Below are 15401 nucleotides of genomic sequence, written 5' to 3'. Positions count from 1 at the left end.
ATATCTCATTCCAGACAAAAAGAAAAGAGAGCCACAGTTAGTGACTCTCTTTTTCTTTTGTACCCCAATCCTGCTTTAGGCGAATTAAGCGCCTTCTTCAATAGCAACTTCTTCATCCACAGCTGCACGTTCGTACTCAGTCAATACAGCAGCTTGGATCTTCTCACGGGTTCCTGAAGATATCGGATGAGCGATATCGCGAAACTCTCCGTCTGGAGTTCGTTTGCTTGGCATAGCTACGAACATCCCGTTATTACCGTCGATAACTCGGATGTCATGAACAACAAACTCGTTATCAATCGTAATGGATGCAATCGCCTTCATTCTTCCTTCTGAGTTCACTCGGCGGAGTCTAACATCCGTAATCTGCATGTGTGTTTCACCACCTTTTTCCAAATAGGACTTGGTGTATACATTCCACACAGCAGTTCGAAATCCTTCTTTTTTTCGGTAATTCGTATCCTAAATTCAGGTAATTTTTTTGAAAAGATTTCTTTTCGACATATTTAGGTATTTTATGATGGATTGTGACAATTTACTGCCCTGTTCACTCATCAAAATAATTGCCCAGCTTGACCGTAATTTGCTTGCTTCGAGAATCGACTGCGGTCAGATTCGCCAGTGAAATATAATCGTGCAGCAGGCGCTCTTCGTTCTCCACCTCGCCCGATTCTACCAGCACACCTACACCGGCCACCTCAGCATCAAACTCAGCCAGCAAGTCGACCATCCCCTGAATCGTGCCACCGGCCTTCATAAAATCATCTACGATGAGCACACGCGATTTCTCACGCATCGCACGTCTGGATAAAGACATTGTATGCAGGCTCTTTTGTGATCCTGAAACATAATTAATACTTACAGCCGAGCCTTCTGTCACCTGATGATCACGCCGTACAAGAACGACTGGCAAATTCAGCTGTGCTCCGGTTGCATAGGCAAGTGGAATACCCTTGGTCTCCACCGTCATAACCACATCAATCTGACGATTGGCAAAAGCGGTCGCGAATATTTTACCAGCTTCGTTCATCATCGCAGGTTGGCCCAGCAAATCGGACAAATACAGGTATCCTCCCGGTAATATGCGGTCAGGCTGCTCCAGTTGCGCACACAGGTCGTTCGCAAACGCAAGCGCATGTTGCTTGGAAAGCCTCGGGATCAGTTTCACGCCCCCTGCCGCTCCCGCCAGTGTCAGAAGCTCGCCAGTGCCCTCATCCTCAAAAACTTCCTTGATGATGGCCAGATCCTCGCTTATGGAGGACTTAGCTGCCCCGTAGCGATCCGCAAAATGAGTAAGAGGCACCAGCGTATGCGGCCGTGACAACAAAAATTGCGTCATTTCCACCAAACGTGAGCTTCTTTTAAGTTTTTTCACAACAATTCCTCGCGATCTATTCTCCTGCCGCCCGCTTTGTACAGTAAAAGCACCGGCGGACTGGCCGGTTGCTGGCGGAATGTAAGTGATATAGTAAAATCCGAATATTTAATAGTAAATATATCATCTTCGTACGTATTTGTACAACAATTACCACTATAATATGAAAGAAATATCTAAAATCAGGTCAAAAGTCGTACTGCATACACATCTTTACAAAACCCTCTTAGTCCATTGTAAATCCGTGGCACTTTGGCTTCCTTCGATACCAGTCCGAACACTGTAGGTCCACTACCTGACATCAGCACACCGTCTGCTCCTAAGCGGATCATGGAGTTTTTAAGATGCTCTACCTCTGGATACAGCTTTAGTGTTACATCCTCAAGTACATTCCCCAGCGCGTTGCATACATCGGTAAAAGAAGCGTTATGGATCGCATGCTCCATCTGGCGGGCAGACGGGTGGTGCGCAATCTGATCTGCTTTGACACGACCATACACTTCAGCCGTCGATACATTAATCGGCGGCTTCGCAAGGATCACCCAGCATTGTGGCGGATTCGGAAGTGGCTTGAGCAGTTCTCCGCGTCCACTTGCTAAAGCTGTACCCCCTGTAATACAGAAAGGTACATCTGAGCCCAGTTCCGCACCCAGCACCCTTAATTCGGCATCCGAAATACCAAGCTTCCATAGCTTGTTCAGTCCACGCAGCGCTGCGGCAGCATCACTACTTCCACCCGCCAACCCTGCCGCCACCGGGATATGCTTATCCAGATGAATGTGGACGCCCGTAGACACGTTATAACGTTCTTTGATCAGACGAGCAGCCTGAAAAGCCAAGTTCTTTTCATCCAATGGTATGTACCCGGCTTGACTTGAAATAATAATGGTATCACGCGGTAACTCAGACATCGTCAATCGGTCAGATAGATCGACCATGGTCATAATCATTTCGACCTCGTGATAACCATCGTCCCGCTTACGTAGAACATCAAGCATTAAATTGATTTTCGCCGGTGCTTTTTCATATATTTTCAAGGCGTTCACCCACCTTCAACTTTTCCCTCAAGACAGCTTAACATATTATATCAGACTCAGCGTGTCAAGTCATGAGGTTCAAAAAAGCGGAGATGACCCGGTCTAATCCCGGATATCCCCGCTTTTCATCAGCACCACCGATAGCTACGATTTGCGGGAAGCTGCCTGCTCGGCAAGCTGGATAGCCCGCTTGACCATATTGCCCGCATCCTTGGCTTTAATGCCTCCCCAGCCTTCTTCCTTGACCGTGTCGTAAAATCCAAGATCTTTGGCCAGCTCGTACTTTAGCTCCTCCGACATGACACTCCGTCTTCTTCGGCTCATACATACGCCTCCTTCGGCAATGGAATAAGGAAGATCATTCCCGGCTTAGTATGTGCAGAGATGTCATGCTTCATCCTGCTCTGTATATACAAAACGGCCCCGTCATTTGAAATGACGAAGCCGTCGTTAAACCTGCAAAGCTGGTATAAATCACGAAATCAATTAAGGTGTTTCAAAATATTCGACTACACTTGTATGGGAGTCGGGATCATATACGCTGACTTCTACCGACTCGGTAAGAATGTCAGCATAGCTGTAGGAGACACGTTTAAACGTCTGTTGCTCCTGATCCAGCTTGACGATAAAAACAGAAGGGTACGTTTCTTCCAAGACACCAGTTCGTTCGACGGTCTTACGGCGTCCGCCGTTAGCCCGCAGCAAAATTTTTTGCCCTACATGTGCGTCGAGACTGCGTTTGATTTCCAACAGCGTATTTTTAGCCATTGCCTAACGACCACCTCTTTCCTTGTCCATTATAACGAATTTTAGAGGGATTGTCAAATCAAGCTAAATATTATAACAACACGAAAAATAAGTTGTCAATTTAATTTTTTGCGAACAGGAATAATTTATATAAAAAATGACAAAAAGCCTCTGAAAGCAGAGGCTTTTTGCTCAGGTTAATCCTATTGGCACATTTGAATCCTAGATTGCGGAAGGCGTTACTTTAAGCGTTGATAAATTTTCAAGCTTCGGCAGGCCGATGCGATAGCTTCCCCTAGTTTCAATTCCACCCACTCCGCGACTGCCACTGATTGTCTGGTGAAACAGGTCCCCCATGTTGACCGTATCACGGATCGAAGTAAAGGCCGCCTTGGCAGCCACGTAAACGGGGTCCAGCGCGTGAATCAGGATACGCCCTGGTGAGCTGGCGAAGTTCGCTCCCGCACGTAGCAGCGCCTCAAAATGGGACTGGCACGCTCCCGCTACAATCGTCAGCGAATCCAGATGACGTTCATATTGTCTTGCTACCTGAATCGCCGCCACAAAATTTTGCGAATTTTTATAACTTTTCAAGCTGTACAAATCGTAAGGCTGTGGCTGCTTCAGCACACCGTCATGTCCGGTAATGACTACGATATCCGGACGGATACGAGGAAGCAGTCGGTACAACGTGTCCGCCATTGCCGATTCGTGAACGTGATGTCCCTCTGCAGGAACACGGAGCTGTTCATATAAACTGAGACATTTTTTCAGATAGCTGGGATCTCCATCCAGGTGAAGAACCTTTCCCGGCATTTCAAAATACGTTGACTCAACCGGATCACTCCAGTCCCCTACCAGAGCTGCCTGACTACGAGCAGCTTGCTGCTGGCGTGCCCGTTGCAACAGATTAAGAGACTCACCAGCCTTAATGTGGGCCTGCTGAGCCTTACCACTAATCTGGTCTGCAGGCACTCTGACCAGATCGTTCACCGGAGAATCGGCCAGCAGCCGAAATTCTATTCCCTTAATGATCGCTTTATCCCGCTGGATGTCCTCAACGCGAAACGTGACATCCCCGCCGTACGATTTCCGAACGACCAAGTCTCCTAAACTCATCACACTGTATCACCCCTCCTATATCGTATGGGTGAATGCACAGTTTGGTTCCAGCTTAGGATATACCTGCCTCCAATAGCACAGCGCTGAGACGCGCAAATTCCTCAATACTTAACGTTTCTCCTCGACGGGAGGGTTCAATACCAGCTTGTTGCAACAGCGGCTCCAGCGTGTCCCTGTTCTCTTTGGTGAAGAAACGGCTTTTTAAATTATTGGAGATGGTTTTACGACGCTGGGCAAAAGCAGCATGAACCACTTCAAAGAAGTGCTTCTCATCCACCACTTCCACCGGAGGGGCTTCCCGTACACGCAGCCGGATGACTGCAGACTCCACATTCGGCTGGGGAATAAATACTGTATTCGGCACAGTACAGACTAATTCAGGTTCGCTGTAATATTGCACCGCAATGCTCAGACTGCCGTAATCCTTCGTTCCAGGAGACGCAGCCATGCGCTCAGCCACTTCTTTTTGGATCATAACGACGATATTCTCCAGAGGGAGCTTGTCCTCCAGCAGCCTCATCAGAATCGGTGTAGTAACGTAGTACGGCAGATTAGCCACGACACTTACTTTGCTCACGTCTGCAAAATCGGCTGCGAACACCTCGCGCAAATCCAGCTTCAGCACGTCTCCATGACGTACCTTCACATGCTCGTAAGGGGCCAACACCTCTTCGAGAATTGGCAGCAGCCGCTGGTCAATCTCGACAGCGGTAACTGCCTTAGCCGATTGCGCCAGCTTCTCGGTCAAAGCGCCAATCCCAGGGCCGATCTCAAGTGCACCCTTCGTCTCATCCAATCCGGCAGCATTTACAATCTTATTGAGAATATTTTGATCAATCAGGAAATTTTGTCCCAAACTCTTTTTGAACGAAAAACCGTGCCGTTGAATAATTTCCTTCGTACGCCGCGGTGTTGCTATATCTTGAATTCCTGTCATACGGACATCACAATCCTTCACTTTCAATTTGTGCCAGCGCCCCGGCAAATTCCTCGCGGCTGATCTGAAATACAGAGAGCCGTTTATGTAGCTGCTTTCCGTTACAATAACCAATACCCAGCACATTCCCTAAGGCCATACGGCGTGCAGCAGCATTGGGATGGGTGATGAGTCCAGCATCAATCAGGTCCGCCCACTCAATCAGCGGGTCGGCGCCTTCCACTGTCGTATGGACCCGTGCAAGAGCGTGTCTGATCGCTTCTGGTGAGGCATTCTCCACGCCAATATCTCCTTTACGCGTCGCTTCTGCCTCGGGTATAAAGGCCTGCTTGCAGCCGGGTACCTTGGAAGCGATAATCTTACGGATGCGCTCCCCTGCATGATCGGGATCGGTTAAAATGATGACCCCCCGCCGCTCCTGCGCCAATGCAATTTTACGCAGCGTCATTTTATTAATAGCGGAGCCGCCAGTTTCTATCGTATCCGCTTCAACAGCGCGGCGAATGGCCACCGTATCATCCCGGCCCTCTACCACGATCACTTCCTTGATCATTTGCGTTTCCCTCCACTGCTACACAGCAAGCTATATTTATCTTTCCCTGCTTTTGAAAACAAAATAAGAAGAGGATATCCTCTTCTTAGCATGGCATAACTATGTTGTTAATACTATCGCATTGCCCTCAACATACACAACCTGTTTTAGTTGATTTCAGGCTTTACCGGTCCGATAACATATACGGTTTTACCGTGCTTACGACCAAATTGGTTGGCTCGGCTCAAACTCTCATAATACACATCGATTTTGTGGCCTTTAATCGCGCCACCGGTATCCTCCGCACGACGGAAGCCCACCCCTTCGATATACACCCACCAGCCGATTGGAATTACACTCGGATCGACCGCGATGGTGCGTCCTTCCGTGACACGTGCGCCGGATGCAGTACGTGTACCGATACCTGGCTCCTGTGAGGAATACGCCGTCATGGAGACATTTTGTAAAACTTTGCTATATTTAAAATTTACGCCTGCTTTACGGACAGCACTGCCCGAACTAACCGTTGTTGCCTTAACCGCATCATTGGGACCGACGGAAGCAGCAAGAACGACCGGTTTTTTCTTCGTTCCTACCGCAATGACCTTATCCACACGGTTCTGTGCAACTTCCTTGTTAACCAGCTGTTTGGATACCAACTTTCCATCATGATATACCTTTTGAACGTGCTGGACGACCACACCCGATTTGCCGCTTTGAATGACCCGATTATCGCCTTTATAAAGACTCGGATCGGCCGTTTTGATGACCTGATAAGGCACCTGTTTTTTCTGTTCGACCTGCTGTTTCTTCACACGGACGATTTTTATGTCCATGTTAGACGAAACAGAGGCATCCAACGCAGGATAAACTTTATCCGTTGATGATAATTTATAGCCCGAGGTACGAATGGCACCTTCTACTGTATTTTCTGTTGTGTACAGCTTTTTCGTCTCATTGCCTGAAGATACTTTGACTTGATTGGCACGTTTAATGACTACGCGATCGCCATCCTGTATTGCTCCATTTAGCGGCATGGAAACTGTATCATGCGGCTGAAGTGAAATGGAATGCTCGCTCAGCAAATCTTGAAGCTTGGATTCCCGGGTTTCTACCGCAGACGCCTTGCCATCGATGACAAAAAAGACTTGTTTTTTAGATTGCGTGTACATCAGAATTGAAATCATAATCGTTAGCGCGATTAGAAAAATAGCAACCAAAGCAGCCTGGCGCACATTCTCTTGCTTCCAACGCAATACGTAAGACATGCTGGATGAGCGTGACTCATGGGTATCCTTTTTTTGGAAAATGCCCATTTCCTCCGTCCTCCTTACATAGCCCGCCGTCTGGAGTAAGACATAGTTGAGATTTGACGTGACTATAACAGATTTTCTACAAGACAAGCCCAAACTACGACTGTCCTGCACCATGTACCCGTCTTCGCGGCATGCTGTCCTCCCCTGTTTAACCACAGTATGATGACAGATTTTCTTTTATTCACAACAAAAAAAGCCAGAGAAAGAGACTAGAGAGCTCTTTCGTGGCTTCCGGCATGTGTGAATATGCGGGAAAACTCATGCACGAGATGGCTTCTCTCTTGTTACGCTTACGGGGTTAGCTGTCGGGTTCGGACGTAGAGAGTCGCCCTAGCTTGGGTCAACCGCTCATGGCGGTCGCCTTCACATTCACCCCGAAGACCCAGAAAGAAATCGAAATACGGCTCCTCCACCTGTTCAATCCCATCCGGGAAAAGAATTTAGGTCGAGCCGGCTGGCGGAAGAGACGTTCCCTTCTTGCACATACGCCGGACGTACTGTAAGCCATATCGGTTCCCCCGTTCCCTGTAAAAGGGACTCAGCGAGACTGGTTCATGAAATGACTTGTTGATGTTTACATTCAAACAACAATTCACTGAAAAGATGATATCCTGTTTCTATGCATGTTGTAAAGCAGGTTTCAAGTACATTTTTTAAAATATTCGGTTAAAATATTGTAATATTCTCGAGTTTCCTGCAACAAATTCATGATTAGCTTCGTCTATCTCTTTATTTTGATCGATTTCTTCACTTTTTCATTGAATGTCAAATCGTTCCAGGGCATTTCGGGTCGTTATTGACACTAATTCCTCCACTGTAATCCCTTTGATTTGGGCTGCAGCCTCTGCTACCAGTCTCACATGTGCAGACTCATTTCGCTTCCCACGAAACGGATGAGGCGTCAGATAGGGAGCATCAGTTTCAATGAGCAGACGGTCCAGCGGCACCTGTGCGAGCACCTCTTTTGGCTGCTTGGCATTTTTGAACGTTATTGGACCACCGAAGGAAAGGTGAAATCCCATATCCAGCACCATTTTGGCTGTCTCCCAGCTACCCGAAAAGGAGTGCATGACTCCACCAATCTCACTCGCTTTTTCCTCGCGCAAAATCTTAACAATATCTTCATGGGCATCCCGGTTATGAATAACAATGGGCATCTTGAGCTCACGAGCCAGACCAATTTGATTTCGAAACACCCGATGCTGCACATCCTTCGGTGATGTATCCCAATAATAATCCAGACCGATCTCTCCGATGGCTACAACCTTTTTATGACTGCATAACGATGCAATCCATTCTAGATCGCCCTCCTGCATTGTAATAGCATCCTGTGGGTGCCATCCAACTGCCGCATAAATAAAATCATACGTCTCGGCCAATTTCATGGTGGATGGAATGGTCTCACGATTAAATCCGATATTGATCATCCGCGTTACTCCTGATTCGACAGCACGTGCTATAACTTCTTCACGATCTTCGTCAAATTGTGGCGCATCCAAGTGAGTATGAGTGTCGAATAAATCCAAGGTTTACATCTCCTTTTTTTACTTACATTTCTATATAGTTGTCTATTCTTTGACAAAATAATTCCTTATTTCGGCAGGAAGCCTGTCTTTTACCGCGTTCAATTTATTCTGGGGAAAATACATATGATATTTCCCTCGGTGAATACCACTTATTGAGCGCACAATTTCCGAAACTTCGGATATTTCACTCACCTCGCCCTGACGTCCAAGCAGTAAAATCTGGTTGTCCGTCGAGCCACCCTGCCGAAACACATCATAAGGAAGATCTGTCGGAAAATCAATTTCAAAATCATATTCAGGGTGCAAACCAGCCTCTTTCAAAGCTTCTCGAATACTGTCAATGGTATCTGTATCCATATTTTCAATCTCTACATATTTATACAATCTACGGTCCATAAACCGGCTGCTCAAATCACTTAAAATCTCGTCCTTTTCTCGTTTCCACTGGCTAAATACGGTCTGGATTAATGACTCGTCGAGCATCAGATATTGCTCTACTGTAAGATCTCCTTTCAACAGATCCGGCAACGGGTCCAGCAGAAATCCAAACTCATATCCGTTTTTAAACAATTCCTTTGCTCGCTTGAAAATTTTACGTAAAAGGATTTCCGAGCTGCGTGTTACAGGATGAAAATAAATTTGCCAATACATCTGGTAGCGTGACATTAAATAATCTTCTACTGCATGCATACCTGATTCCTTCACAACAATTCTCCCATTATGAGGACGCAGCAGTCGTAAAATACGATCCAAATCAATCGTGCCATAGTTGACGCCTGTCGAGTGAGCATCCCGCAACAAATAATCCATACGATCGGCATCTAGCGGACTGGTTACCAGGTTGACAACAATCGGTTTATCATACGTTTTGGCTATAACCGCAGCCACCTTTTGTGGAAGCTTCTCGTCGACTTGCCGTAGCACAGCGTTGATCTTCGTGTCTCCCAGTACAATGCGGCATGTCCAATCCTCATGGTTCATATGAAAGGCTTCCTCAATTGAATGAGAAAATGGGCCGTGCCCCACATCATGCAATAGAGCTGCACACAGAGCAACCAGCCTTTCCTCCTTCGGCCAATCCGGGAAATCTCCACGTTCAAATTGAGAAATAATACTTCTCGTAATCTCATATACGCCCAATGAGTGTGAAAACCGGCTATGCTCCGCTCCATGAAACGTAAGATACGACGTGCCTAACTGCCGTATGCGCCGTAAACGTTGGAACTCCGGCGTGTTGATCAACCGCCATATCACAGTATCCTGAACATGGATGTAATTATGTACCGGGTCTTTAAAAACTTTTTCTTCACTGAGTGGCTGGTGCAAGATATCAGCTCCTTTAATATTCGGAATAATGGATTAAAATACAATAAAATCCTAAATGGTTTCCCTCATTCGACATTATTTGTCGTAATATGTCGAATTATAGTTTTTCGACATTTCCAAATCGACAAACTGAATAAATCATCAATAAGATAAGGCAATACACACAAGTAAAGCTCTTTAATCTAAATACTTTTGCATAATCAGACTGTTACTACATTTTTAAGGTTGACTGTTTTGGGAATCGTTGGTATAGTAAATATCAGAAAAGAGAAAATTTTGTCGAATCATGACACTTATATTATTTTAAACGGCGAGAGGAGCCTGATTTATTATGATGAAATCCACTGGTATTGTAAGAAAAGTTGACGAGCTCGGACGTGTTGTTATTCCAATCGAATTGCGCCGTACCCTGGGAATCGGAGAGAAAGACGCTTTGGAAATTTATGTTGATGGCGAACGCATCATGCTTAAAAAATACGAGCCAGCTTGTATCTTCTGCGGCAATGCTGAGAACGTAATTTACTTCAAAGGAAAAATTGTTTGCCAAGATTGCATTTCTGAAATCCCAACACCTGTGACAAACTGAGAATTTTAGTATATAATAGACTTATCAGATATTGTTAATTCTAACCTTTTTCATATATACTCCTTGTTGCCTTCCACGGTTTGAACCCAACCGTTGGAAGGCCCTTTTTTGTTTAGGCAGATATTCATAAGAGTGCATTGTAAACATCTCTCTTGGAGATTGAACGATCTGTGGCTGTACGCTTCATTGCATCCTTGCGTGTGAGTCCCTCTGCCTCATAATGTGCGACGTGGGACTCCAAAGATAAAGACTGCCACCATGCCTGACGCTCCTGTTCCTCTTCCTCTTCGTCTTTCCCTTCAACCACCAGACAATATTCACCAATCGGCGGATTCTCCTCTAGTTTAGCAAGGCATTGCTCCACGGTTCCCCGCACCCATTCCTCATGCAGCTTGGTCAGCTCACGCGCAAGCACCACTTTGCGTGAACCTAATGTTTCCTTCAACACCATCAATGTCTTCACAATACGATGAGGCGATTCATAAAAAATAATTGTGCCGTGAGATACCTGAAACGATAGCAACAGCTTCTCTAGGTCCTTTTTCTCCCGTGGTGGAAAGCCAGCGAAGGTAAACCTTTCTGTATCCAGTCCTGAGGCAATTAAAGCCGATAGTGCCGCATTTGCTCCTGGGATAGGAATGACGCTAATTTCCGCTTCCAGTGCCAGTTTGACCAGATCCGAACCAGGGTCAGAAATGGCCGGTAGACCTGCATCGCTAACCAGTGCCAAATTTTTTCCTTCTATTATATAACGTATCAGTTCAGGCCCACTAGCAGCCTTATTATGTTCATGATAACTGAAGAGCATATCCGGTGTAATTTCGAAATGAGTGAGCAGTTTGCGTGTCTGCCGTGTATCTTCAGCAGCGATAATACTACATGATTTTAAGGTGTTAATCGCCCTAAAGGTCATATCGTCCAGATTTCCAATAGGTGTCGCAACAAGATACAACTTTCCCCGTTCTTCTTCGCTGGTACTAAAGCTTTTTTGTACAGCTGCTTTCACACAGAATCCCCCTTGCTTACTTCTCCATAGATATCTCTTATTTCCTGAGTATAATTCCCATTTTCCTGATATACAATGAGCGGAGGCAACAAACGAACCTCCGGTTTACCGTCACGTAATGCTTCAACCAGGACCATATTGGCTTCCATATGAACTCGTGGGTGAACAAAACGTATTCGTTTGGGTTCCAAACTATGTTTACGCATCAAGGTTATAATCTCACCCAGCCGCTGCGGGCGATGAACCATAGATACCTTTCCCCCATTACGTACAAGCCGGGTGGATGCCTGAATGACTTCTTCGAGTGTGCAGTTCACTTCATGACGGGCAATTGCCTGGTGAGGATTCAGCTTGATATCGCTACCATTTAGCGGCATATAGGGGGGATTCACAGTAATCGCATCATAAACACCATGCCCCGTGGTGTGAACCAGCTCACGTAGGTCCCCTTCCCGAATCTGAATTGCTGCTTCTAATCCATTCAAGCTGACACTACGTCTAGCCATATCTGCCAAACGTGGTTGAATCTCAATTCCTTCAATAGACGCTTTTGTTCGTGTCGTTAGCAACAGCGGGACAACCCCATTGCCAGTACACAAATCCAGAATCTTCCCACGCTGCGGAATACCGGCAAAACGTGCCAGCAAGACCGCGTCCATCGAGAAGCTGAATACTTCATCACTTTGGATAATGCGCAAATTATGTGAAAGCAGATCATCAATTCGTTCAGACTTCTTTTCATTTTCGTACATAGTGCTCTCCCATCTTTTATAACCAAAATCGCTTTTCACTCATACTTCCTTACAAAAAAGCCGTAGGCATCTTGCTCCTACGGCTTGTTTTTATTTATTCAAAAATGACAGACAGAAGAGGCAATCGCCTTCCGTTCGCAAATGTCCGTAATACACGTTGCATATATGAAATCCTTCATGATACAGCCTTGCTAGATTGTCGTAGCCTTCGCCCACGACCTCACCCGTTTGCCCTTCATCCTTAATGACGATCGGAGGAGGAAGCTTCGGCTTGTTTGCCGTCTTTTCTTCTCCAGAGGTTTCACGTTTGAGCATCTTGCGCACCTGTTCGTTTTCAATCGTTAGTCGTTGATTTTCCTCCAGCAGCTCTTTTACTGCCAGTTTCAATTCACCCAGATCGCTATGCAACTGTCCCATTTGGGTTTCCATTTCGTGAATACGCGCAAAAACATTTAATTTATCCAAGTTTCCACCCCGAAGCAACCTAATGGTTTACTTGACGACTACATCGTCCATTGGAAGTTCCTTGACCTTACTGATCTCAAACAGTTGAACATGCACCGTGCGATGACCTGCATTCACACCTACGACTTTACCTTCTCCCAAAGAGGTGATAACCATCTTACCCACCTGAGGTAGCTCTTCTCGCATGCTTTCGTAGTTATCATGTTCAAACTTGAGACAGCACATCAATCTCCCGCACAACCCGGAAATCTTCGTCGGATTCAGCGACAAACTCTGATCCTTCGCCATCTTAATAGATACCGGCTCAAAATCCCCCAGCCATGAGGAGCAACACAGAATACGCCCACAAGGTCCGATTCCGCCAAGCATTTTAGCCTCATCCCGTACGCCGATCTGCCGTAGCTCGATCCGTGTACGAAAAATACTGGCCAAGTCCTTTACAAGCTCTCGAAAATCCACCCGACCCTCTGCCGTAAAATAAAAAATGATCTTATTGCGGTCAAATGTAAATTCTACATCTACCAGCTTCATTTTAAGGCCATGGTCTTTAATTTTATTTAAACACGTGCCGAATGCATCCTTGGCCGCCAATTTATTCTCTTCTACAACAAGAGCGTCATCATCCCCTGCAATACGAATGACTTTTTTTAAGGGCAGGACAACATCCGAATCATTTACCTCTTTTTTGCCCACTACAACCTTGCCATATTCAATACCGCGCGCGGTCTCTACAATGACGCAGTTTTCTTTCTCCACTGGAAGGTCCAGCGGATCAAAATAATAAGTCTTGCCCGCCTTCTTGAAACGGACACCCACTACACTATACAAAAATTAACCCCCTTGTATGCCACTAAACCTCATTTGAAGCCGACATTGTACGAATGGCCGCAATTGAAGTCTCACTGTCGCACAAACCGGGAACCTGGCGTCGCGGATTGTGCAGAGTGGAACAAGCGCGCCTTCCTGTTAGCCGGTGATAGAACCGCTTGTATCGGACAACCCAATCAGAAGCTGCTCCACGCATAATTGCCCGTTGACGTGAAAACGGAGCTTCTTCCTGCAATTCGCGGCCAAATCCATATAAGAGACCCATTGTTCCGTGCTGCGGGTGATTGCCAATTTGGAGACGGACTCCAAATGATCTATGAAAACAATGCTTTCGTGCCTTCCGTAACGGAAATGAAGCATATCCTTAAACCACAAATGAAACAGATGAAACAGAATATCCAGGTGTTCAGAAAGTCCAGTTTTAAAAATCTTCTGTTGAGCCAGAATAATAGACGAGCTCCCCCGACTCATGGACTCCTTCACTAATTGTAACACTACGTTTCTAATTTCTGCAAACCAATTCTGCTGGAGAATTTCTCTACATGATTCCAGTCCTGAAGCAATATGAACGACCGACCGGACAAGCCCTGCCGTATAGCCTTCCCCAATTAATGCCTGCATCATCACCTCCGGCTGTAAAGCGTGGAAAGGAACCTGCTGCGTCCGTGATTGAATCGTAGGCAGCAACGCCTGTCCATTTTCAGAAATGAGTATGCCGACCACTGGAATCTGGGGCTCCTCCAGAAATTTAAGTAGGCTATTAGCAGCTTGCACTGTCATGGTATCCGCCTGCCGAATGATATATACCTTCGGATTGGAGCTTTCGGATTTGTAAGAAAATATACGTTGAAGCCCACGAATCTGATCAATTTTAATCGTAGCTCCATCCGGCTCTACAATATGCAAATCTGGATGATTCCCGTGCTCTACCTTGCGGCATGACAAACACTCCCCGCATGCATCATCCGTCTGTCGCTCACAAAATAAAGCCTTAGCAAAGATCTGCGCCATGTTCATCTGCCCGCTTCCCGGCGGCCCGCTAAAAACATAGGCATGGTTGACCGTATGATTCCGTAGTGCACTTTGCAGCATTTTTTTGGCTACATCCTGGCCCATTATATGTTGAAAAGACATATTTCCTCACTTTCTCCACTGAAAACAACTGTGATCCCTCAACAAATCGTTGTTCTTCCAGGCATGTACATAGTCAAAAATAATCTGCCAGCATGATCAGCAAGCAGATTATTTCTTCGTGGCAACAGCCCGTCTGTATTCATTTATAACATAAGTCTGCATTAAAACGAGAGATTAATTAGCAATCCTCTGATCTCACCGACCCCTTGCAAAAGCTCAATCTTGCCTTGCTCGGTTTCGAGCAGCTCATCCGCCATTTTGAGCAACAGCTCATCCACTTCATCAATCAGCTTATAACGTTTGCTGCGTCCCCGGCGATCCCAGCCCTTCGTGTCCTTCATGGACACGCCTCGCCGAACGGTATCTTCCAAAAACCGTTTAACCAACATCTTATAGGCCTTCAGCTCACGAATCGTCATTGAACGTGCAAGACGATCTCCCTGCATTTGTATTTCCTTAAAGCGCCGATTCAATTCCTCCTGCGAAGCTTGCTCACCATTTTGCTGCATAACGTCGGAGAAGCTCTTGGACTGAATTGGCTTTGCACTCATTTCATTTGTAGACAATGTACTTTGTAAAGGGCGATAGCCCGGATTTATTTTCATATAAACCTGCTTTCTCCCCGGATGCTTCCACTTTCCCCCTTCATGAACAGTTCAATCTAGAACTCAGGGTTTCTTCGGCTTTCCGGGAACTGCGCTGTAGCGCTGCC

At 46.1% G+C, this 15401-nt stretch carries 18 protein-coding genes and 1 riboswitch; of the genes, 1 reads left to right on the top strand and 17 read right to left on the bottom strand.

Going from position 1 to position 15401, the window contains the following annotated elements:
* Window positions 1–84: 84 nt before the first annotated feature.
* The 11 genes from spoVG to MHI21_RS00130 form a co-directional block, all read right to left on the bottom strand.
* Window positions 85–372, bottom strand: coding sequence for a septation regulator SpoVG (gene spoVG / locus MHI21_RS00180; RefSeq protein WP_007428016.1), 288 nt, complete (start codon window positions 370–372; stop codon window positions 85–87).
* 175 nt (window positions 373–547) lie between these two features.
* Window positions 548–1375, bottom strand: a complete 828-nt coding sequence (gene purR / locus MHI21_RS00175; RefSeq protein WP_013308122.1) for a pur operon repressor — start codon at window positions 1373–1375, stop codon at window positions 548–550.
* Window positions 1376–1557: 182 nt separating this feature from the next.
* Window positions 1558–2412, bottom strand: a complete 855-nt coding sequence (gene ispE / locus MHI21_RS00170; protein WP_069290753.1) for a 4-(cytidine 5'-diphospho)-2-C-methyl-D-erythritol kinase — start codon at window positions 2410–2412, stop codon at window positions 1558–1560.
* Window positions 2413–2556: 144 nt separating this feature from the next.
* Window positions 2557–2736 carry a small, acid-soluble spore protein, alpha/beta type gene (locus MHI21_RS00165; protein WP_007428013.1) on the bottom strand — a complete coding sequence of 60 codons (180 nt, stop codon included), beginning with the start codon at window positions 2734–2736 and terminating at the stop codon, window positions 2557–2559.
* A gap of 162 nt (window positions 2737–2898) precedes the next feature.
* Window positions 2899–3180 carry a Veg family protein gene (locus MHI21_RS00160; protein WP_013308120.1) on the bottom strand — a complete coding sequence of 94 codons (282 nt, stop codon included), beginning with the start codon at window positions 3178–3180 and terminating at the stop codon, window positions 2899–2901.
* A 201-nt stretch (window positions 3181–3381) separates the two neighbouring features.
* Window positions 3382–4278, bottom strand: a complete 897-nt coding sequence (gene yabG / locus MHI21_RS00155) for a sporulation peptidase YabG (protein ID WP_272640836.1) — start codon at window positions 4276–4278, stop codon at window positions 3382–3384.
* A gap of 55 nt (window positions 4279–4333) precedes the next feature.
* Window positions 4334–5218 carry a 16S rRNA (adenine(1518)-N(6)/adenine(1519)-N(6))-dimethyltransferase RsmA gene (gene rsmA / locus MHI21_RS00150; RefSeq protein WP_103049272.1) on the bottom strand — a complete coding sequence of 295 codons (885 nt, stop codon included), beginning with the start codon at window positions 5216–5218 and terminating at the stop codon, window positions 4334–4336.
* A 7-nt stretch (window positions 5219–5225) separates the two neighbouring features.
* Window positions 5226–5771, bottom strand: a complete 546-nt coding sequence (rnmV, locus tag MHI21_RS00145; RefSeq protein ID WP_013308117.1) for a ribonuclease M5 — start codon at window positions 5769–5771, stop codon at window positions 5226–5228.
* Between the two features lie 146 nt (window positions 5772–5917).
* Window positions 5918–7066 carry a 3D domain-containing protein gene (locus MHI21_RS00140; protein ID WP_023986430.1) on the bottom strand — a complete coding sequence of 383 codons (1149 nt, stop codon included), beginning with the start codon at window positions 7064–7066 and terminating at the stop codon, window positions 5918–5920.
* Window positions 7067–7337: 271 nt separating this feature from the next.
* Window positions 7338–7620: riboswitch (cyclic di-AMP (ydaO/yuaA leader) on the bottom strand.
* Window positions 7621–7821: 201 nt separating this feature from the next.
* On the bottom strand, window positions 7822–8592 hold the full coding sequence (locus MHI21_RS00135) for a TatD family hydrolase (protein WP_013308115.1): 771 nt from the start codon (window positions 8590–8592) through the stop codon (window positions 7822–7824).
* A gap of 42 nt (window positions 8593–8634) precedes the next feature.
* A complete protein-coding gene (locus MHI21_RS00130; protein WP_165179748.1) occupies window positions 8635–9918 on the bottom strand; it encodes an HD domain-containing protein in 1284 nt (427 codons plus the stop codon).
* A gap of 331 nt (window positions 9919–10249) precedes the next feature.
* Here MHI21_RS00130 and MHI21_RS00125 point away from each other — a divergent pair, with 331 nt between their 5' ends.
* On the top strand, window positions 10250–10504 hold the full coding sequence (locus tag MHI21_RS00125) for an AbrB/MazE/SpoVT family DNA-binding domain-containing protein (RefSeq protein ID WP_007428005.1): 255 nt from the start codon (window positions 10250–10252) through the stop codon (window positions 10502–10504).
* Window positions 10505–10628: 124 nt separating this feature from the next.
* On the opposite strand, the gene rsmI is transcribed toward MHI21_RS00125, so the two are convergent.
* The 6 genes from rsmI to MHI21_RS00095 all read right to left on the bottom strand — a co-directional run bounded on the left by rsmI (window position 10629) and on the right by MHI21_RS00095 (window position 15294).
* Window positions 10629–11510, bottom strand: coding sequence for a 16S rRNA (cytidine(1402)-2'-O)-methyltransferase (rsmI, locus tag MHI21_RS00120; protein WP_053324314.1), 882 nt, complete (start codon window positions 11508–11510; stop codon window positions 10629–10631).
* On the bottom strand, window positions 11507–12262 hold the full coding sequence (locus tag MHI21_RS00115) for a tRNA1(Val) (adenine(37)-N6)-methyltransferase (RefSeq protein ID WP_254327482.1): 756 nt from the start codon (window positions 12260–12262) through the stop codon (window positions 11507–11509). The genes rsmI and MHI21_RS00115 overlap by 4 nt, the downstream gene beginning before the upstream one ends.
* A 90-nt stretch (window positions 12263–12352) precedes the next feature.
* Complete coding sequence (gene yabA / locus MHI21_RS00110) at window positions 12353–12727, bottom strand: DNA replication initiation control protein YabA (RefSeq protein WP_025722558.1); 375 nt, start codon at window positions 12725–12727, stop codon at window positions 12353–12355.
* Window positions 12728–12754: 27 nt separating this feature from the next.
* Entirely contained in the window at window positions 12755–13555 is an 801-nt protein-coding gene (locus MHI21_RS00105) for a stage 0 sporulation family protein (protein WP_013308110.1), read from the bottom strand.
* A gap of 138 nt (window positions 13556–13693) precedes the next feature.
* Window positions 13694–14689 (bottom strand): DNA polymerase III subunit delta', encoded by a 996-nt coding sequence (gene holB, locus MHI21_RS00100; protein ID WP_023986424.1) that lies wholly within the window; start codon window positions 14687–14689, stop codon window positions 13694–13696.
* A gap of 161 nt (window positions 14690–14850) precedes the next feature.
* Window positions 14851–15294, bottom strand: a complete 444-nt coding sequence (locus tag MHI21_RS00095) for a YaaR family protein (protein WP_342419176.1) — start codon at window positions 15292–15294, stop codon at window positions 14851–14853.
* Window positions 15295–15401: the final 107 nt, after the last annotated feature.

It is taken from the genome of Paenibacillus sp. FSL H8-0168 (assembly GCF_038592955.1).
Classification (GTDB): Bacteria; Bacillota; Bacilli; order Paenibacillales; family Paenibacillaceae; genus Paenibacillus; species Paenibacillus polymyxa_B.
The sequence above is the reverse complement of the archived record's forward strand: the minus strand, read 5'-3'. Positions and strand labels throughout refer to the sequence as shown.

What these genes read in the sequence shown, in the direction of transcription:
- MHI21_RS00140 (WP_023986430.1), bottom strand. Translation starts at nt 7,066, where the DNA reads ATGGGCATTTTCCAAAAAAAGGATACCCATGAGTCACGCTCATCCAGC.
- yabG (WP_272640836.1), bottom strand. Translation starts at nt 4,278, where the DNA reads ATGAGTTTAGGAGACTTGGTCGTTCGGAAATCGTACGGCGGGGATGTC.
- MHI21_RS00095 (WP_342419176.1), bottom strand. Translation starts at nt 15,294, where the DNA reads ATGAAAATAAATCCGGGCTATCGCCCTTTACAAAGTACATTGTCTACA.
- MHI21_RS00125 (WP_007428005.1), top strand. Translation starts at nt 10,250, where the DNA reads ATGATGAAATCCACTGGTATTGTAAGAAAAGTTGACGAGCTCGGACGT.
- MHI21_RS00115 (WP_254327482.1), bottom strand. Translation starts at nt 12,262, where the DNA reads ATGTACGAAAATGAAAAGAAGTCTGAACGAATTGATGATCTGCTTTCA.
- rsmA (WP_103049272.1), bottom strand. Translation starts at nt 5,218, where the DNA reads ATGACAGGAATTCAAGATATAGCAACACCGCGGCGTACGAAGGAAATT.
- rnmV (WP_013308117.1), bottom strand. Translation starts at nt 5,771, where the DNA reads ATGATCAAGGAAGTGATCGTGGTAGAGGGCCGGGATGATACGGTGGCC.
- holB (WP_023986424.1), bottom strand. Translation starts at nt 14,689, where the DNA reads ATGTCTTTTCAACATATAATGGGCCAGGATGTAGCCAAAAAAATGCTG.
- spoVG (WP_007428016.1), bottom strand. Translation starts at nt 372, where the DNA reads ATGCAGATTACGGATGTTAGACTCCGCCGAGTGAACTCAGAAGGAAGA.
- MHI21_RS00160 (WP_013308120.1), bottom strand. Translation starts at nt 3,180, where the DNA reads ATGGCTAAAAATACGCTGTTGGAAATCAAACGCAGTCTCGACGCACAT.
- MHI21_RS00165 (WP_007428013.1), bottom strand. Translation starts at nt 2,736, where the DNA reads ATGAGCCGAAGAAGACGGAGTGTCATGTCGGAGGAGCTAAAGTACGAG.